Origin of the sequence: Rhizobium sp. BK008 (genome assembly GCF_014197345.1) — a bacterium.
In the GTDB taxonomy this organism is placed as follows: Bacteria; Pseudomonadota; Alphaproteobacteria; order Rhizobiales; family Rhizobiaceae; genus Rhizobium; species Rhizobium anhuiense.
Window position 1 is genome coordinate 1,244,086 of sequence record NZ_JACIFK010000001.1, and the last position, 17,812, is coordinate 1,261,897.

At 63.2% G+C, this 17,812-nt stretch carries 14 protein-coding genes; 7 read left to right on the forward strand and 7 right to left on the reverse strand.

Annotated features, from left to right (window positions below; genetic code table 11):
- Positions 1-14: 14 nt before the first annotated feature.
- A complete protein-coding gene (locus FHT69_RS06015) occupies positions 15-890 on the reverse strand; it encodes a D-alanyl-D-alanine carboxypeptidase family protein (protein ID WP_183905090.1) in 876 nt (291 codons plus the stop codon).
- Between the two features lie 370 nt (positions 891-1,260).
- Between FHT69_RS06015 and FHT69_RS06020 the strand changes: the two genes are divergently transcribed.
- Positions 1,261-2,010: an aminoacyl--tRNA ligase-related protein gene (locus FHT69_RS06020; protein ID WP_097594353.1), complete on the forward strand. Its 750-nt coding sequence runs from the start codon at positions 1,261-1,263 to the stop codon at positions 2,008-2,010.
- Between the two features lie 72 nt (positions 2,011-2,082).
- Here the strand turns inward: FHT69_RS06020 and FHT69_RS06025 are convergent, their stop codons facing one another.
- Entirely contained in the window at positions 2,083-8,928 is a 6,846-nt protein-coding gene (locus tag FHT69_RS06025) for a hypothetical protein (RefSeq protein ID WP_183905091.1), read from the reverse strand.
- Positions 8,929-9,390: 462 nt separating this feature from the next.
- Between FHT69_RS06025 and FHT69_RS06030 the strand changes: the two genes are divergently transcribed.
- Both FHT69_RS06030 and FHT69_RS06035 read left to right on the forward strand, forming a co-directional pair.
- The gene (locus FHT69_RS06030) at positions 9,391-9,774 is read left to right on the forward strand and encodes an Hpt domain-containing protein (RefSeq protein WP_080759826.1); all 384 of its coding nucleotides are present in this window, start codon (positions 9,391-9,393) and stop codon (positions 9,772-9,774) included.
- Positions 9,775-10,038: 264 nt separating this feature from the next.
- Positions 10,039-10,359 carry a 2Fe-2S iron-sulfur cluster-binding protein gene (locus tag FHT69_RS06035; RefSeq protein ID WP_047610054.1) on the forward strand — a complete coding sequence of 107 codons (321 nt, stop codon included), beginning with the start codon at positions 10,039-10,041 and terminating at the stop codon, positions 10,357-10,359.
- 327 nt (positions 10,360-10,686) lie between these two features.
- Here FHT69_RS06035 and FHT69_RS06040 read toward each other — a convergent pair whose 3' ends face one another.
- Entirely contained in the window at positions 10,687-11,313 is a 627-nt protein-coding gene (locus tag FHT69_RS06040) for a DUF922 domain-containing Zn-dependent protease (protein ID WP_047610052.1), read from the reverse strand.
- A gap of 101 nt (positions 11,314-11,414) precedes the next feature.
- Between FHT69_RS06040 and folP the strand changes: the two genes are divergently transcribed.
- From folP to folK, 3 genes are read left to right on the forward strand one after another with little or no spacing between them, the layout of a single operon-like run.
- Positions 11,415-12,284, forward strand: a complete 870-nt coding sequence (gene folP, locus FHT69_RS06045) for a dihydropteroate synthase (protein ID WP_063473357.1) — start codon at positions 11,415-11,417, stop codon at positions 12,282-12,284.
- Positions 12,281-12,646, forward strand: a complete 366-nt coding sequence (gene folB / locus FHT69_RS06050) for a dihydroneopterin aldolase (protein WP_003579602.1) — start codon at positions 12,281-12,283, stop codon at positions 12,644-12,646. The genes folP and folB overlap by 4 nt, the downstream gene beginning before the upstream one ends.
- The gene (folK, locus tag FHT69_RS06055; protein WP_183905376.1) at positions 12,639-13,157 is read left to right on the forward strand and encodes a 2-amino-4-hydroxy-6-hydroxymethyldihydropteridine diphosphokinase; all 519 of its coding nucleotides are present in this window, start codon (positions 12,639-12,641) and stop codon (positions 13,155-13,157) included. Before folB ends, folK begins: the two co-directional genes overlap by 8 nt.
- A 68-nt stretch (positions 13,158-13,225) precedes the next feature.
- Here the strand turns inward: folK and FHT69_RS06060 are convergent, their stop codons facing one another.
- From FHT69_RS06060 to FHT69_RS06075, 4 genes are all read right to left on the reverse strand, one after another.
- Positions 13,226-13,777 carry a hypothetical protein gene (locus FHT69_RS06060; RefSeq protein ID WP_027667695.1) on the reverse strand — a complete coding sequence of 184 codons (552 nt, stop codon included), beginning with the start codon at positions 13,775-13,777 and terminating at the stop codon, positions 13,226-13,228.
- A gap of 210 nt (positions 13,778-13,987) precedes the next feature.
- Positions 13,988-15,067: a YcjF family protein gene (locus tag FHT69_RS06065; protein WP_097594356.1), complete on the reverse strand. Its 1,080-nt coding sequence runs from the start codon at positions 15,065-15,067 to the stop codon at positions 13,988-13,990.
- Positions 15,064-16,539, reverse strand: a complete 1,476-nt coding sequence (locus tag FHT69_RS06070; protein WP_183905092.1) for a YcjX family protein — start codon at positions 16,537-16,539, stop codon at positions 15,064-15,066. The genes FHT69_RS06065 and FHT69_RS06070 overlap by 4 nt, the downstream gene beginning before the upstream one ends.
- Before the next feature lie 78 nt (positions 16,540-16,617).
- Complete coding sequence (locus tag FHT69_RS06075; RefSeq protein WP_028758084.1) at positions 16,618-17,112, reverse strand: SixA phosphatase family protein; 495 nt, start codon at positions 17,110-17,112, stop codon at positions 16,618-16,620.
- A gap of 277 nt (positions 17,113-17,389) precedes the next feature.
- On the opposite strand from FHT69_RS06075, the gene dksA reads away from it, so the two are divergent.
- Positions 17,390-17,809, forward strand: a complete 420-nt coding sequence (gene dksA, locus FHT69_RS06080) for an RNA polymerase-binding protein DksA (RefSeq protein ID WP_017964517.1) — start codon at positions 17,390-17,392, stop codon at positions 17,807-17,809.
- Positions 17,810-17,812: the final 3 nt, after the last annotated feature.

The following is a 17,812-nucleotide window of genomic DNA, read 5'->3' on the forward strand; positions in this document are numbered from 1 at the left end:
AAAACCTGCCGGAGCTACTTCGTCGGTTGCGAATCCGTCATCGTCGCTCCCGGCTGGCTGCCGGGTGTCGTGGAAGCTGTGGTGGTCGATGACGCCGGCAGGGTGCTGTCCAGCAGGCTTGCCATCTTGTCGTCGCGCAGGCTCGCGGTCTTTTCGCCCATGACGACGCCGACCACGCGGCGGCCATCCTTCTGCGCCGACGTCACGACGTTATAGCCCGATGCGTCGGTATAGCCGGTCTTGATGCCGTCGACGCCGTCATAGCGATACATGAGGTTGTTATGGCCGCGCAGCTTCATGCCGCGGAACTGGAAGCCGCGCATGGAGAAGAGCTTGAACTCCTCGGGGAAGTCCCGCATCAGCGAAATTCCGAGTGTGGCCATGTCACGCGCCGTGGTGACCTGCTCCGGATCGGGAAGACCCGACGGATTCTTGAAGACAGTATCCTTCATGCCGAGCTGGCGTGCCTTATCGGTCATCGCCTCGGCGAAAGCCTGTTCGGAGCCGCCAAGCTGCTCGGCGATCGCCACCGCCGCATCATTGGCCGACAGCACGACGATTCCCTCGACCGCTTCGCGCAGCGTCACCTTGCGGCCGGCGCCGACGGCGAGCTTGAAAGGCTCCTTGCTCTCGGCATTTTCCGACATGGTGAGCTTCTGGTCCCAGTTGAGGCGCCCGTCATGCAGGGCCTCGAAGGCAAGATAGAGCGTCATCATCTTGGTCAGCGACGCCGGATAGTTCAGGTCGTCCTGATTGGAGCTTTCGAGGACCTGACCGGACTGCGCATCGACGACGAAGCTTGCCTGGCCCGCCTCAGCCAGAGTGAAAGCGCCCATCAGGAAAAGGGAAGAGAGCGCCGTGGCAAGGAGCCGGGATGTCGTCTTGGTCATCAATGTGCTGTCTCTGTCGTTTCGATGATCGAGTGGGCCGTTGGCCTGAATGCAGCGGATTATAAAAGTTTGTGACGGAATGAAGGACGAGGGGCAATAAAAAAGGGTCATCCACAGCTGGTTCCTTTTGTCTCACCGTTTTCGGTTTTGACAAGGATGCGCCCGGCACGTAGAAAACTCGCCATGAGCATGAAGCCCGCGCTTTTCTCCCGTCATATCAGCACCTGCCTGCAGGTCGTGACGGTGCGCGCTTTTGGCGGACGAGGTCTTCGCGTCCTGCTGTGACGTCGGAGCGCTGCGGGCGTCCGGCGCGCTGCTGGACGTAAAGCCCCTCACCACGCCAATCAAGGTTGCCAGGGAGACAGGCACCGTGCTCAATCTTTATCATGTCAATTCGCTCGTCCATTGGGAGGAGCGTGAGATCCATCTGCGCGATCATATGATCGCCTTCTTCTCGCAAGAGGTCCGCAGTTTTCTCAGGTCGGTCAATCCGGCCTGGGATGTCAGGAGGGTCGAGGCGCCGGCGCTGATGCCGCAGGCGCTGGTGTCGAGCGCCTATTCGAACGCCGATATCTGGGTTCAGGAACAGCTCTCCGCCAGCGATGCCGCGCTGGTCCTGCGACCGGAAACCACGCCATCGACCTACATCTACATGCAGCACATTCTCGGCAATCATTCGAAGACGCGACTGCCGCTCTGCGTTTGGCAGGCCGGCAGATCCTATCGCCGCGAGCAGGAACAGCCGACGAAACACATGCGACTGAAGGAATTCTGGCAGCTCGAATTCCAATGCGCCTTCACGGCCGACAGTGGCAACGACTATCACGCCGCCTGCCTAGAACCGGTCCGCCGCATGATCGCATCGCTGATCCATCTGCCGACGCGGATGGTGCCCTCCGACCGGCTGCCGGCCTATTCCGAGGTGACGATGGATATCGAGGTCGACAATGGCGACAAGTGGATGGAGGTCTGCTCGATCTCGCGGCGCACGGATTTTCCGCAGCGCTACCGATCTGAGCCCAAGAAGGGAGCGGCGGTCGACCATGACGTTCTCGTGCTCGAGATCGCCATCGGCCTCGACCGCTGTATCCATAACTGGGACATAGCGGCCGATCGGTGAGGGCATTGTAAAACGAAAGCCGCCTGACACATGTTCAAGCGGCTTTCCTGTATCCGATTCAGATCAGCAAGTTCAGCTGAGCCTGCCTGCTGCATGGGCGAGCATGGTGTAGACCTTGCCGGTGTCCGAGGTAAGGTAGGATTGCGTCACCGTGCGGTTCGGGTCGGTGCGGGCGACGTCGGCGAGCAGCTTTTCGAAGTCACCGATGTAGCGGTCGACGGCGGTGCGGAATTCCGGTTCGCGGTCGTATTTGCGCTTGATCTCGTCGAAGGTCTGCTGGCCCTTCAGCGTGTAGAGGCGACGGGTGAAGACATCGCGCTCACCGCGCTGATAACGGCGCCAGAGATCGACCGAGGCGTCGTGATCGATGGCGCGGGCGATATCGACCGAGAGCGAGTTCAAGGATTCGACGACGTGGCGCGGATTGCGGCTGTCGTTGCTACGCGCGGCCGGCGCGGCAGTTTCCGCCGGGCGGGCAGGGGCGCGGGCAGACGCCTCGTCGGCGGCCTCCTCACGCGATGCGCCGCGCAGGAGATCGCTGATCCAGCCACCGCTTTCCGGACGGGCCGGTTCCTGGCGCCCCGATTCCTGGCGATCGGGAGCAGGTTGCGGGGCGGCGCGTTGGGGCGCAGCCGCCGGCGCAGACGGCGCGATCGTTCCACGCAGGCCCGTCGCTTCGATCGACGGGGGCGCTGCCGGCTGCGGCGGCTGGGCTGCGACCGGCTGGGCAGGACGCGGAGCCGGCTGCGCCTGCGCGAGCGTGCGGGCGACGGGCTGGGAGATCTCGAGCTGCTGGCTGGAGCGGCCGACGAGCTGGGAGATATCCTGCAGAGCCTTGATCTGCTCAGCCACGGCCCGGCGCATGGCCGAGGCGCTTTCCTTGGCTTCCTCGGGAAGATCGAAGGCGCCGCGCTTCAGTTCGGCGCGGGTGGCGTCGAGCTCGTTACGGATGTCGGCGGCGGAGCGGCGGATATCTTCGGTGGCGCCGGAGAAACGGCCGACGGCATCATCGATCGCCTCGCGCAGTGCTTCCCGCATGTTCTGGGCGGCGCCGTCTGAGGCGCGGCCGGCTTCGCCGAGCATGCGCTCGACTTCCGACAGCGAGGCGGTGAGACCGCCGCGAATGCGATTGGAGAGATCGCCGGAACGCCGTTCGACATTGGCGAAGGTGCCGTCGATCGTCGTATTGGCCTCGTCGCCGGCGCGGGTGATCGCCTCGCGCATCGTCTCTGCCGCTTCCTGGGCGCGCTTCTCGGTTTCGCTAAGAATGCGGCCGATATCGGCGAAGGAAGACTGCACGCCCTGGCGCAGATTGCCGGTGACCTGGTTGGAGCGTTGCTCTGCCCGCTCAAACACGGTCTCGATCATGCTGCCGAGGCCCTGCATCGTCTTTTCGATCTCGGCGGAGCGCTGGACGAGGCCGACCGAGAGGGTCTGCAGAGCGCTCTCGCGCTCCTCGAGCGTCGAGGCGAGATTGGACTGGGCAGCGCCGAGCAGCTGCGAGGCCTGGGTCAGGACCTTGGAGTGTTCGTCGAAGCGGCCGATGATGCCGCCGACCTGTGACAGCGTCTGGCCCGAAATGTCGGAGAGGCGGTCGACCTTGCCTTCAAGAAGCCTGGTCGAGGCGGAGACCATTTCAGCGGCCTTGGTGGCGGAGTCGGCAAAGCGCGTGGTGGTGTCGCCGAGACGGCCGTCGACGTTGGCCAGTTGCTCGGCGGCGCGGTTCATCATCATCGCCATTGCCGCACTGCTTTCCGACATGCGCTGGACGAGGCCGTTGACGTTGCCGACCAGGCTGTTCTCGATGGCGCTGACGGCGTTGGCGACATTCTCGGTGCGGGCGGCAACGGCGCTGGCGAGCGCTTCGTTTTCGGCGCGCAGACGCTCGGCGCTGAGGTTGGCCGCAGCGGTGATGCGGGCGGCGGCCTGCTCGCCGGCATCGGTGTAGCGGTCGATGATCGGGCGAGCCGTTTCGTCGAGGATGCGCGTCAATTCGACAGAGCGGCCCGCCAGCATCGAGTTGAGATCGCGGGTGCGCTCGTCGAGCGTCGAGCGGATCGAGTTGCCGCGCGCTTCGAGCGCCTTGTCAATGTCGGAGAAGGTCGTATCGATCTCGCGGGCACGTTCCTCGAGATTGGTGCGGATGGCATTGCTGCGGGCTTCCAGCGCCCGATCGACATCCGCCATGGTGGCGGAAATCTCGCTGCCGGCCCCCGACAGCGTCGAGCGGATGGCATTGCCGCGCGTCTCCAGAGACTGGCCGGCATCCGACAACACCTTGGAGATGGCATTGACCTGCGTGCCGACGATGGTCTCGGCCTCGGAGACCTTGTTGACGATGGCATTGCCGGCTTCCGAGAAGGTCTGGGCCACGGCAGCGGCCTGGCTCGCCAGCCGGTTCTGAGCTTCGGCGACCCGGGTGACGATTTGCGACGAACGCTCATCCATGGTGCGGGTGAATTCGTCGCTTTTCGCATTGAGATCCTCGGCGAATTGCTGGCCGGTCTTGCCGAGCAGTTCGGTGGTTCTCGTCGCTTCGCCTTCCATTCCCTGGGCCGCGTCGGCAACCGCGCTGCGCAGTGTCGAGGCGAGACCGGCGGCCTTGCCTTCGATGGTGCGGTTGACGGCTTCGAGGCCGACGGTCAGCGCACGGTCCATGGTGGAGAGGCGCTCCTCGATCCGTTCGTTGCCGCGGTCGAGGGTTTCGCCAAGGCTTGCGGTGCGGCCGTCGATAGCGCCCGTCAGGCTCGTGGTGCGGCTGTCCAGCGTCTCGGCCAGATTGGCGGTGCGGCTGTCGATCGCCTGGGTGAGGTTTGCGGCACTGCCTTCGAGCGTCGCGGAGATGCGCCGAGTGGCGTCGTCGCTGAGCGCACCGAGACGGGAGACGCCGTCGGCGAGCACGCCGGACAGCTGGCCGCTGGCGGCTTCGACCTTTTCGGCAACGCCGCCGACGCCGTCGCGGATGCGGGTCTCGATCGCCGCAAGACCGGCTTCCACGCGCGATCCGGTTTCTTCAAAACGGCCGGTCAGGCTTTCGACCGACCGATCGAGATGGGCGGAGAAATCCTGGGTGGAGCTCGAAATCGCATTCGCCGCCTCCTGGAAGCGGCCGGCGATCTGGCCGGCGCCGGCATGCATGCGATCTTCCAATGTCTGGGCGCCGGCATCGATCGCCTGGCGGATCGCGGCTTCACGGTCCTCCAGCGACATTTCGAGCATGCTGACGCTCGTCGCCACCGAGGTGCCGATGCTGGTCGCCTGTTCGGTCAGCGTATCGCTGATCAGCGCATGGGCCTGGCTCAGCGACAGGTCGATGGCATTGGCGCGGTCTTCGAGCGTCGTGCGGATACGTTCATGGGCGGAGGCGAGCCCGCCCTCGATGCGCGCTGCGGCCTCGTCGGCGAGGCCTCCGAGCCGTGTATGGGCATCGGTCAGGCGACTTTCGATGCGGCCGGTCAAGCCGCCGACGAGATCCTCGAAGCGGGCGCCGCCGGCATCGAGAGCGCCGGAGAGGGCGGCGCTATGTTCGGAAAGCGCATTTTCGAGCCGCTGCTGATTGTCGGTATAGGCGGTGCGGATCGCATCGGTCTTGTCGGCGAAGGCGCCGGCGACGCGAGCCTCGGCACCGGAGACCGCTTCCATGATGGCATTGCTGCGGGCTTCGAGCGCACTGTCGAAGCGCCTCTGGTTATCGTCGAGCGAAATGGCGAGCGCCATGGTCTTTTCGTCGAGCGTATCGGTGAGCCGGTCGTGGGTTGCGGTTACAGCGCCGATGATTGCGGCGGTGCGGTGCCCCAAGGCTTCCTCGAGGCGGGCCTGGCCTTCGGTCAGCGAGGCGGCAATGGCGGCGGCCTTTTGGTCGAGCACACCGTTCAGGCCTTGATGCGTGCCGGAGACTGCATTGGTGATCGCATCGGCGCCTGTTGTCAGCGTCTCCTCGAGACGGCTCTGGCTCTCGTTCAGCGAGATGGCAAGCGCCATCGCCCGATCGTCGAGTGTTTCCGACAGACGATCATGGGTGGCGGAGACCGCATTGAGGAAGGATTCCGAACGGCTCTCCAGCGTGTCCTGCAGGCGGCTCTGACCTTCGTTCAGGGAGGCAGCGAGCGCCGCAGACTTTTCGTCGAGCGTTTCCGAGAGACGGTCGTGCGTGCCGGACACAGCCTGGAGGAAGGCTTCGGAGCGCGCTTCTAGCGTGTCTTCGATCCGCGACTGGCTCTCATTGAGCGAGATGGCGAGCGTCATCGCCTTCTCATCCAGCGTTTCGGACAGGCGGTCATGGGTGCCGGAGACGGCGTTCAGCAAAGCTGCGGAGCGGGTTTCGAGCGTATTTTCGATACGGGCCTGGCTCTCGCTCAAGGATCTGGCGAGCGCCATCGCCTTTTCGTCGAGCGTCTCGGCAAGACGGTCGCGGGTGCCGGATACGGTGTTCAGCAGCGCTTCGGCGCGCGTTCCAAGCGCATCCTCGATGCGGGCATGGCGCTCATCGAGCGAGGTCGTCAGGGCGGCAGCCTTGCTGTCCAGCGTTTCAGAAAGCCGGTCATGGGTGCCGGAGACGGCATTCAGCAGAGCCGCAGAACGGGTTTCGAGCGTATCCTCGATGCGGGCCTGGTTTTCATTGAGCGAAATGGCGAGCGCCATCGCCTTTTCGTCGAGCGTCTCGGAGAGGCGGTCATGCGTGCCTGATACCGCTTTCACCAACGCTTCGGAGCGGGTTTCGAGCGTATCTTCGATGCGGGCCTGGCTCTCATTCAGGGAGATGGCGAGTGCCATCGCCTTTTCGTCGAGCGTCTCGGCAAGACGGTCATGGGTGCCGGAGACGGCATTGAGGATGGCGTCGGAACGGGTTGCCAGCGCTTCCTCGAAGCGGCCGTGATGGGTGGTCAGCGCCTCCACAAGTGCGTCGCCGCGCTCTGCCATGACGCTGTCGATGCGGCCATGGGCCGTGCCGAGCGCCTCGGTGATCTCAGCCGCACGCGCCGCAAGCACGCCGCTCAGCTCCTCGGCGCGACCGCCGAAGGCAGCCGTCACCTGTTCGGTGCCGGCGGCAACGGCGCTCGTCAGCTCAGTCGTGGTGGTGCGCAGCGTGTCGCGCAGTTCGGCCGAGCGTGTCTGAAGATTGTTCTGCAGTTCGGAGGTGCCGGATGCAAGCGCCAGCGCGATTTCCGAAGTCGCATTCTGCAGCGACGAGGTCAGTTCGCCGGTGCGGCTGCTGAGTGCGGTGGTGATTTCCTCCGCCCGGCTGCCGAGCGTGCTTTCCAACATCTCATGGCCGGTGGCGAGCGCGGTGGCGAGCGCCAGCGACTGGTCTGTTATCGACGAACCAAGCCGGTCGATACCGGAACTCAGGATGCCGTCGATTGAATCCGAGCCGCCGGTCAGCGTCTCGTTGATACGGGCGAGGCTTTCCATCAGCTTGGTGTCGAGCGAGCCGGTGCGTTTGTCGAAGGCGCTGGTGAATTCTGCGACGCGCTCGTCGAAGGCGGTGGACAACTGGGCAACCGTCGTCTGCAGCCGTTCCTCGAAGAAACCGGAGCGTACGTCGAGGTCCATGACGGCGTCGTCGGCGGTGGTCTGCAGGCTCTGGCGGAAGCTTGCGCCCTTTTCGTCGAGGGCGCTGTTCAGCTTCGACAGAACGTCATCGAGCGTGCCGCCAATGGTGCGTTCGCCCGATGTCAGGCTCTCGTTGATCTCGCGGGTGCGGGCGATCAGGATCTCGTTGAGCTGGTGCGTGCGCTCGTTCAGGGCGGCATTCAGCTTCTCGGTGCTGCTGTCCATGGTCGAGGCGCGCGTCTCGAACTGGCTGAGCAGCCTTTCGCCATGGTCATTGAGATTGACGGAGAGCGCTTCGAGGCGATTGTCGAATTCGGTGGCGAGCGCAAAACCCGATGCGTTCAGTGTCTGCAGCAGGGTATCGGTCTTGGCGGCAAGCAGGCTGCCCATCGACTGCAGGGCGCTGTCCGACTTTTCCAGGATCGTCGCGGCGCGCGTATCGATCAGCGAAGCGAAGGCTTCGCCCGATGTGGCAAGCCGCACCGCGATCTCTTCGGTCGCAAGCGACAGTTCTTCCTTCAACTGGTCGTGGACACTGCCGATCGAGGTGCGGATGCGGTCGGCATGGTTGACGATCGCCTCGCGCTCGGAGCCGAGTTCGTGGACGAGGCCACGGACGCGCAACTCGTTGTCGGCATAGGAGCGTTCAAGGGCATTGACTTCGGAATGGACGAGCGTTTCCAGTTCGGACGCACGCGCGATCGTGCGCTCGATGCCTTCATTCATGGCCGAGACTTCACGGCGCACGGCCTGGCCGACGGTCATGATGCGCTCGGAGGCAATGGTTTCCGGCTCGGCCAGGCGCAATGCCACCTCTGCCATGGAGCGGGCGGCGTTGCGCATGTCCTGGGCGCGCGCGATCATGATGGCGAAGGCATAGAACATCATTACGGGAATGATGATGCCGACGAGGCCGGCGATGACGCCGGGCAGGGCGACGAGATCGGCGATAGAACGGATCTGCCAGATCTGCGGAGCATAAAGCAGCGACATCAGGCCGAGGCCGGCCGTGACCCAAAGGACGGAGAACAGCGTGGCGGTGCGCACCGCCGAGCGGCTGGAGGCGCCGTCGAAGGATTTCAGGATCGAGGCAGGCGTGTTGCGGCTGGCATCGTTGGCGGGCGCGAAGGCCGGCCCCCTGGAAGCCTGCTCGCCGGCGGCACCGCGGCGGCTGCGCCGCTGCGCCTCTTCCTGGGCCTGCTGGTTACGCGCATTTACTGGATCAGACACATTAGCCTCCGGGGCCTGGGGCGCGTCGCCGCGGCGAGACGGTACGTTATCCTTGCTGAAGTCGATCTGGAGGGCCTCGTCCAATGCCTTGAACGCCTTGTCCTCAATCGACTCGTTATATTTGTTGTTCGCCATTCGGGTATGCCTCGTTACTGTCAGCCGGCCCAACCGCGCATCCCGGGCTTCCGCCTCACCCGGGGACAACTTTGCCGTTCCAGCCTTCCATCCCAACGACGGACGGATAAGCATGTCATTTCAGAGTAGATAGCCGCTTTTTCAAACGGAAGGTATCAAAACACTACCATTATCCACTCGCTCGGCAAAGGCGCGTACCATAAACCCGCTCCACCAGTATCGTAGTGACACATCTGGGCTCTTCACACAATTAATGAAGGCTTGAGATTTGCGGTCCGTTAACCCGTTGTTAACATCTTTGAATCCTGGGCAGCGCTTAAAAACCAATAATTTAGGGATATTTAACGGACGTTAACCATATGGCGAGATTTCCGCCCTGAATGTGCCGGAATTTAACGGGATGGCCACCCTCCTGACGCAGAACTGTTGCAACTGCGGACGACAGAGACGGGAGAATTGGCAATGGCAGCCCAGATGGCGGCATTGAACATCGTATTCGAGGCGCCGGATAATGCAAAGGGACCCTGTCCCTCGAAGGTCCGGCCGATCGACCTGGTCCATCTCGCAAAGCAGACGATGGGCGACAAGGCGCTGGAAATCGAAGTCCTTCAAATGTTTGCGCGCCAGGCCCGCGCATGCCTCCAGGATATTGCGAGCGGCGAAACCATCCGTATCGGCGCAGCCGCGCACCGGCTGAAGGGCGCGGCAAGCTCGGTCGGCGCATTCCGGGTGTCGCAGACGGCCGAAGCCGTCGAGGAAACCGGCGGCGATGCCGGCGCGACCGCAGCGCTCGGGGCTGCCGTCATCGATGCGGAGAATTTCATCCTGAAGCTCTGCCGCGGCTGATCTCCAAGTCGTTAGTTGATGCATATCATTGTCCCAAAACCGCCGCACAGTTTTGGGCGACATGCATTGAATCCCCTCCGAACGAAGACCCGTTGTTCCATTGCGGAACCGCGGGTCTTTTTGCGACGTCCCGAATGACGCTTTGAAGACGGCGGGCGAAGGCACGATCTGCGAGGCTATGGCGGATTTCCCCAATGTTGACTGTCGCGTCGAATTGTCGGAAGAAAAATCCGCCCACCCACCTGAAGACCGGAAATAGTCCCGATGCCAAAACTTACCATCGTCGCCTTCGACGGCACGCGCTTCGACCTCGACGTCGACCAAGGCTCCACCGTGATGGAGAACGCCGTGCGCAATTCGGTGCCCGGCATCGAGGCCGAATGCGGCGGTGCCTGCGCCTGCGCGACCTGTCATGTCTATGTCGATGAGGAGTGGACGGAGAAGGTCGGTCAGCCGGAAGCGATGGAAGAGGATATGCTCGACTTCGCCTTCGACGTGCGCCCGACTTCGCGGCTGTCCTGTCAGATCCGAATGAAGGCCATCTATGACGGGCTCGTGGTGCACGTGCCGGAACGCCAGGCCTGAGGCACATCCGCTTCAAACGTCGCCGAAACATCCGATATCAAAAAAGACGCCTCGCGCGCTGGAGCGAGCGAGGCGAGGCGGGCGCATTACCTTCGGATGAGGGAGGAACATCCGAGGCTTCGGAACGCGCCAGGAGAACCCAGCGATGAAAGTGCAGGTGCCGTACTTGGTGTCGTACCTGGACTTTCGAATGTGTTCATATTAACGCGTTCCGGTTGAGTCTGCCAGGATGAAAAATGACCATTCAATCGCTGGGGAGAGCGCAAGTTTCGCACAAGTTTCGTTGTGCAGCTAAGGTTTCCTGCTCGCAAGCTGATTGAAAAAGCCCTATTTTGCGCCGGTTCGACCGTTGATTCGATTATTCAGCAATCTCAGCATGCGCTTCTGGAAGTTGACCGCTTCGACCCTGTCGAATCGCGCCTGTTGCCGATCGTGCTCCTCTATACCGCGTGCTGATTCGTCGGAGACGAGTTCCTGCATGGCTTCGCAGCTGCGCTGCTGCGGCAGCGCGCGAATGGCGCGCTCCATGGCGCGGGCCTGATCGCGGGCGATCTCGGCATGCCGCTCCTCATGGCGTTTGATATCGCTCGACAGGGCGTCCCAGATCATCGACAGCTCCTTGCTGGCGCCCTTGCGGCTGCTCCAGCGCGGCAGGATGATCTGGGTGTGGACCGTGACCTTGACGTTGCCGACGCGGCATCGCCCGTTATCCTGGATATAGGTTGCCTCGCCGCCGAAGCGGATCTTCGTGGCGCCGGGATGGCGCGCCGAGGAGCCGCTCGCCGTCGGGCCGCGCCGGCTGAGTTCGCGGTCGAGTTCATCCGCGGTTTTGCCGCGAATGTCGAAATAGGAATAGCTTTTCGATGCGATCACTTCGGCTGCCACGGGGCTGCAGAGGGAAAGAGCAATGGAAAAGGCGATAGGGAAGACCATATAACGCACTGCAAGCGGCATTCTGAACGCAACCCGTGTTGAAATCGACCGGAGCTTGGGGCATAGCCACCACAAGCGCAATATCGGATGGCGCTTTTTTCGTCATCAATGGGATAAGTCTGGTGACAGGGCTCGAAGGCAGCATATGGCGTGTCGGCCATGGCCGGGAGATCGAACTTGGCCGTCGTTCGACGATCATGGCGATCATCAACGTGACGCCGGACTCCTTTTCCGACGGCGGACGTTTTGAAACCGTCGATGCCGCGGTCGAACAGGCACTGCGGGCGGTGAGCGAGGGTGCCGGCATTGTCGACATCGGCGGCGAATCGACCCGGCCGAACGCAGCAGCCGTCAGTCCTTCCGAGGAGCAGGCGCGCGTATTGCCCGTCATCGAGGCATTGCGCGGGCGCACCCAGGCGCTGATCTCCATCGACACCTATCGCGCCGAGACGGCGCGGCTTGCCATCAGCGCCGGCGCCCATATCGTCAATGACGTCTTCGGGCTGCAGAAGGAGCCCGATATCGCCAATATTGCCGCAGTGACCGGAGCCGGGCTGTGTATCATGCATACCGGCCGCGACAGGGTAAAACTGACCGACGTGATTGCCGATCAGGTGCATTTCCTCGAACGCTCGCTTGCGATCGCCGCTGCATCCGGCGTCAACAGCGACCGGATCGTGCTCGATCCGGGCTTCGGCTTCGCCAAGGAGACGGCGGAGGAAAACCTGGAGCTGATGGCGCGGTTTTCCGAACTTTCCCGCTTCGGCCTGCCGCTGCTCGCCGGCACGTCGCGCAAACGCTTCCTTGGTGCGGTGACGGGGCGTGAGGCGGCAGACAGGGATGTGGCGACGGCTGCGTCGAGCGCGCTGCTCAGGCTTCAAGGGGCTGCAGTTTTCCGCGTGCACAATGTCGCAATCAACAGGGATGCGCTTGATATCGCCGATGCTATGCTGAATGCGCGCCAGGAATTCGAGAGGAAGCGGCCGACATGACCACCTACACGATCACGCTGCAGAACTGCGCCTTCTTTGCGCGCCACGGCGTGCATGACGAGGAGGAATTCCTCGGCCAACGTTTCTTCGTCGATGCCGAGCTCGATGTCGTCGCCGGCGAGGCGCTGGAAAGCGATTCGATTAACGATACCGTCAATTACGGCATTGCCTTCACCGTGATCGAGCAGATCGTCACGGGCAAGCGGCGCTACCTCATCGAGGCGCTGGCGCTCGATATCGCCAAGGGGCTTTGCGAGACATTCCCGCAGGTCCGGCGGGCGAAAATCACGGTGCGCAAGCCGAACGCGCCGGTGCCGGGCGTACTCGATTTCGTGCAGGTGAGCGTTGAGCATTTTGCCTGAGGCCGCATTGCAATCCGCCACACTCGGTCTCGGCGGCAATATCGGCGATCCGGTGAAGGCGATGGCGGCCGCGCTGCAAAGGCTGGACGGACGCGACGACTGCCGGGTGACGGCGGTCTCGCGGCTCTATCGCACGCCGCCCTGGGGCAAGACGGATCAATCCTTCTTCTTCAATGCCTGCGCCGCAGTTGAGACCCGGCTGGAGCCCGAGGCTTTGCTCGATGTCTGCCTGTCGATCGAACGGGAGATGAAACGCGAGCGCATCGAGCGCTGGGGGCCGCGCACGCTCGATATCGACGTGCTGACCTATGGCGACGTCATCCAGGACGCACGGCGGCTGGAACTGCCGCATCCGCGCATGACCGATCGCGGTTTCGTGCTGATGCCGCTCGCCGATATCGCGCCGGGCCTTCTCGTCAGGGGCAGGGCGGTCAGTGACTGGCTTGATGATGCCGAGGTGACGGGCATCGAGATTGCGGACGAGAGCCGCGACTGGTGGCGGAGCGCCTGAAGCAGAGAAGCTGAAACGGAAAACGGCGGGAAACCCGCCGCTTCAGGAAAATCCGCTGTGCGATTTCTCTACTGGATGGAGCCGACGGCCATTTCGTCGACCTGGCGGGTCAGCGTCAGGCCGATCACCGGGATCATCTGGCTTTCGACCTTGACCGAAACGGTGACGTTCATCGTCTTGTCGTCACGCACGCGGGCGATCATCGCACCGTTCAGCTTGGCGCGGTTGATGCCGACGACGACGGTATCCTCGGAGACGGCGCCGGAGACGACGTCAAGGCCCTTGCCGGCGGCGCCGTCCAGGAACTTGCCCTTGTAGGTCGAGCCCGACTGCGAGATGACGGCAGTCATCGGCTGTTTGAAGACGCCAACGCGGCAGGTGCCGTCGAGCTTGATGCCGGCGCTGCTGTCGCCTGTGGGTTCGCCGATCAGGTTGCAGGTGAATTTCGTGCCCTTGTACTTGCCGGCGACGATTTCGCCGGGGCCTTTCCAGGAGCCGGCGACCGAATCGAAGAAGGCCTTGTCACGGGTTGCAGCAGTGGCTGCCGGAGCGACATCTGCGACGGGAGACAATGCCGCGGCGGCCAGGCCGCATACGATGAGAAACTTGCGCGAATACATGGATTTTCCTTGGCAAACACCACTCACGAACTGGGTGCAAGTTTTGCCGAAGAATGGTTAATCCTTCCTTTCAATTGTGCCGAAATGCGCGGAAAGACAGGAGTTTCAGGCGCCGGAGATTTTAAAATACTGTCGCTAGAGCTCTGAATTCACTGAAATTTCTTCAACGTTACGCAAGGGGAGGCGAAAGACGCGGAATCGCTGTGTCGCTCAAGGATTGTTGCCGCGCGGCGACATGGACGGGGTGAGATCGCCGATGAAATCACCGATTCCCGGCCGCTTCAGGGCCCGGAAGGCAAGCGGACGGCAGAGATCCATGGCCGCGATTCCGATGCGGGCGGTCATCAGGCCGTTGATCACACCCTCTCCCAGGCGGGCCGAGAGCCTGGAGGCCAGCCCGTGACCGAGCACCTGCTGGACGAGGCTGTCGCCGACGGCGATCGAGCCGGTGACGGCCAGATGCGCCAGCACGTCGCGCAGCAGGCGGAACATGCCCAGCGTGCCGGGCCGGCCGCCGTAAAGTTCGGCCATGGCGCGAATGAGGCGCACGGCCTCATAGAGCACGTAGAGCAGGTCGACCACAGCACGCGGGCTGACGGCGGTGACGATCGAGACGCGCTTGGAGGCATTGACGATCAGCGCGCGGGCCTTGCGGTCGAGGGGAGCAAGCAGTTCGCGTTCGGCGAGCGCAATCAGATGCGGGGGGTCGATGACCTCGCCCTCGGTCGCTTTCAGCGTTGCGCGGCCCTTCGATGTCTCGGGATTGGCGGAAAGCAGGGTGGTGAGGCGCGCCACGACGGCGCGCGCCTTCGCCGGCCGGGTTTCGAGAATCGCGGCGTCTGCTTCGGCCTTGATCGCCTGGACGGCAGCAAGACGCATCATGCCCACAGTTTCGCGGACGACCAGGGCAAGCACGGCGAGGATGCCGACGGCGAGCACGGCAAGGGCTGCATAACCCAGCCAGTCTGCGCGGGTGAAGAGATCGCGGATCAGGCTGTCGGTCCAGAGGCCAATGGCGAGAGACAGCAGGATGCCGAAGGCGCCGGCGGCAATCTTGCCGAAGGAGGTTCGACGTCTCCGCGGCGTGGCAACCGGAACTGCGCTCAGATCCTTGTCGGGATTGAGGAAGGGATCGTCCTCATCAGGCGTCACGATGATATGTTCGGAGAAACTTTCCGGCTTGCGCCGTTGCTCTGCCTGCCTGCCGTTGTCTCGCGGCTGGGTGACCTCGTCCTCATAGGTGAAGGCGGCGGGTGCGCGGCGCGGCGGATCGGACGGGGGCTTGCTCATGCGAGGCGGTCTCCGAACAGGAACTGCATGGCGCGGTCGAGGCGGATATGTGGCACCGACAGCTTGATGCCGCCGCCGGTTTCCTCAAGCTGCGGCGGGCGGAACCGGACGACGTTGACATCGTGCAGCTGCAGGCCTGTTACACCCGAGGCAATGCGGTCGAACAGGCTTTCCGGATCCTCCGGCAGGTCGCCGGGGAAGATCGCGGTCTTTCTCTGGCCGTCGAAGCGTTCGCCGGCAAGGGTTTCGCCGTCCATCGGCGTGCCGACGATGACAGGCAGCTCGTGTCCATCGCGCTTGACGGTCGCCTCGCGAGTGGCGCGGACGGAGGCAAGCGCCATGACGTCGATGCCGGCCCCCGCCATACCGATGCGGTCGATGGCGCGATCCACCAGGCGGCGGGTCAGCGCATCGAGGCGGTCATGGCTTTCATGGTGGAGGTGATCGGCCTTGGTGGCGGCGACCAGCACGCGGTCGATGCGGCGTCCAAGCAGGGAGGAGAGCAGCGAATTGGTGCCGGGGCGGAAACAGGCGAGCACATCGGTCAGCGCGCGTTCCAGATCCTGTATGGCTTCGGGGCCGCGGTTCATCGCCTGCAGCGCATCGACCAGCACGATCTGGCGGTCGAGGCGGGCGAAATGCTCACGGAAGAAGGGTTTGACGACGACCGATTTGTAGGCCTCGTAGCGCCGCTCCATCATCGTCCACAGCGAGCCGCGCCCAGGACGTCCGTCCGGCGGCAGCGCCAACGGCGCGAAGGTCAATGCTGGCGACCCATCGAGGTCGCCGGGCAAGAGCAGGCGGCCGGGCGGCAGGGTGGAGAGCGAGCGTTCATCGGCCTTGCAGGCCTTGAGATAATCGGCGAAGGCGCTGGCGAGGTCGCGGGCGATCATCTCGTCGGCGCCGGCGTGGATATCGGCGGCGCGCGTCAGAGCCAGCCACTCACGCGACAGCTCCGAGCGGACGCCGGTTTCGGCGAGCGCGATGGTTTCCTCGCTGAAGGTGCGGTAATCCTTGCCGAGCAGCGGCAGGTCGAGCAGCCATTCGCCGGGATAATCGACGATATCGATCGACAGGCGGCCGGGGGAAAACAGCCGGTTCCAGCCGCTGGCGCTTTGGTAATCCAGCGTGATGCGCAGTTCCGATATGGCGCGGGTCGAATCCGGCCAGATGCGGTCCTTCACCAGCGCACGGATATGGTCCTCGTACTGGAAGCGCGGCACGGCATCGTCGGGTTGCGGCTCCAGCCGCACCGCCGAGACCCGGCCGGATTGCACCGGCTCGAACAGCGGCAGGCGGCCGCCATGCAGGAGATTGTGGACCAGCGAGGAGATGAAGACCGTCTTACCGGAGCGGGAGAGGCCGGTGACGCCGAGCCGCACGGTCGGATTGACAAGGCCGCTCGCCCGGTCGGCGAGATTGTCGAAGGCGATGCGGGCGTCATCGGCAAAGGATGTCAGGCGTGGCGGCAAGGCGCGATTCCGGTTGGTGACTGCCCCGCAATATAGGGAGGGCGCGCCGCCCGCAAAAGAAGAGCGGCGTGAAAGACTTCAGACGACCACGAAATCGGTGAGGCGCCAGACAGAGGCCGAAGCGTCAAAATCGACGACGGCAAGGCCTGCGGTTGGGAAGCCGCCGGGAAGGGCGCTTACCATCGCCTCATGGCCGATCAATGTCTCCAGCGCCTGCTCCATGGTCGGATTGTGGCCAACCAGCATGACGGCCGCCTCATCCTGTGCATCGACGATCTCGAGATAGGTATCGACCGTGGCATTGTAGAGCGCATCGACATAACGCACCTCGAGCGCGACGCCCATCGCCCGGTGGACGGCGCCTGACGTGTCACGGCAACGCAGCGCTGTCGAACTGATCAGGAGATCGGGACGATAACCCTTGTCGGCGGCCTTGTCGGCGATGATCTCGGCATCGCCAAAGCCCTTTTCGCTCAGCGGCCGGTCGAAATCGCGCTGTCCGGGTTCGGCCCAGCTGGCCTCGGCATGACGCAGGAGATAGATGCGGTTGGGCGGAGGCAGCGGTACGGTCATGGGCAAATCCAGGATCGGGCGGGGTCTTTTCAGTAGCGGTTGCGATTGGCCGCCGTCAATCGCCAGCCATGTCGCAACTGCCCGAAACGTGGCCGATAACACGGCGTTTTGAAGGCGAAGCAAAAAACGGCGGCCGGAATAACCATGACAAAATAGATCGTTAGCCGAAAATTGTAACAGATTTAAAAATCTGTTTACCTGTCGTATTTGGCTTGAATCGCGACTAGCGCTTGGGATATACACCCGGCCAGATGAGATGTTCTTCAGGAGAATCGCGTTGAGTGAGAAGATCGATCTTAGCAATTACGTTCCCTCGGAAGAGGAAGAGTTCATGAACGTAAACCAGCGTGCCTACTTCAGGGCTAAGCTGGTTGCATGGAGAAACGATATCCTTAGAGAAGCGCGCGAGACGCTCGACCATCTGGCCGAGGAAAGCGCAAACCATCCCGACCTCGCCGACCGGGCGTCGTCGGAAACGGACCGGGCGATCGAACTTCGCGCCCGTGACAGACAGAGAAAGCTGATTTCGAAGATCGACGCGGCACTGCAGCGCATCGAAGACGGTACCTACGGCTATTGCGAGGAAACCGGCGAACCGATCGGCCTGAAACGTCTCGACGCCCGCCCGATCGCGACACTGTCGATCGAGGCGCAGGAGCGTCACGAACGTCGCGAAAAAGTCTATCGCGACGAATAAGAG

What these genes read in the sequence shown, in the direction of transcription:
- FHT69_RS06015 (WP_183905090.1), bottom strand. Translation starts at nt 890, where the DNA reads ATGACCAAGACGACATCCCGGCTCCTTGCCACGGCGCTCTCTTCCCTT.
- FHT69_RS06025 (WP_183905091.1), bottom strand. Translation starts at nt 8,928, where the DNA reads ATGGCGAACAACAAATATAACGAGTCGATTGAGGACAAGGCGTTCAAG.
- FHT69_RS06030 (WP_080759826.1), top strand. Translation starts at nt 9,391, where the DNA reads ATGGCAGCCCAGATGGCGGCATTGAACATCGTATTCGAGGCGCCGGAT.
- FHT69_RS06035 (WP_047610054.1), top strand. Translation starts at nt 10,039, where the DNA reads ATGCCAAAACTTACCATCGTCGCCTTCGACGGCACGCGCTTCGACCTC.
- FHT69_RS06040 (WP_047610052.1), bottom strand. Translation starts at nt 11,313, where the DNA reads ATGCCGCTTGCAGTGCGTTATATGGTCTTCCCTATCGCCTTTTCCATT.
- folB (WP_003579602.1), top strand. Translation starts at nt 12,281, where the DNA reads ATGACCACCTACACGATCACGCTGCAGAACTGCGCCTTCTTTGCGCGC.
- FHT69_RS06060 (WP_027667695.1), bottom strand. Translation starts at nt 13,777, where the DNA reads ATGTATTCGCGCAAGTTTCTCATCGTATGCGGCCTGGCCGCCGCGGCA.
- FHT69_RS06065 (WP_097594356.1), bottom strand. Translation starts at nt 15,067, where the DNA reads ATGAGCAAGCCCCCGTCCGATCCGCCGCGCCGCGCACCCGCCGCCTTC.
- FHT69_RS06075 (WP_028758084.1), bottom strand. Translation starts at nt 17,112, where the DNA reads ATGACCGTACCGCTGCCTCCGCCCAACCGCATCTATCTCCTGCGTCAT.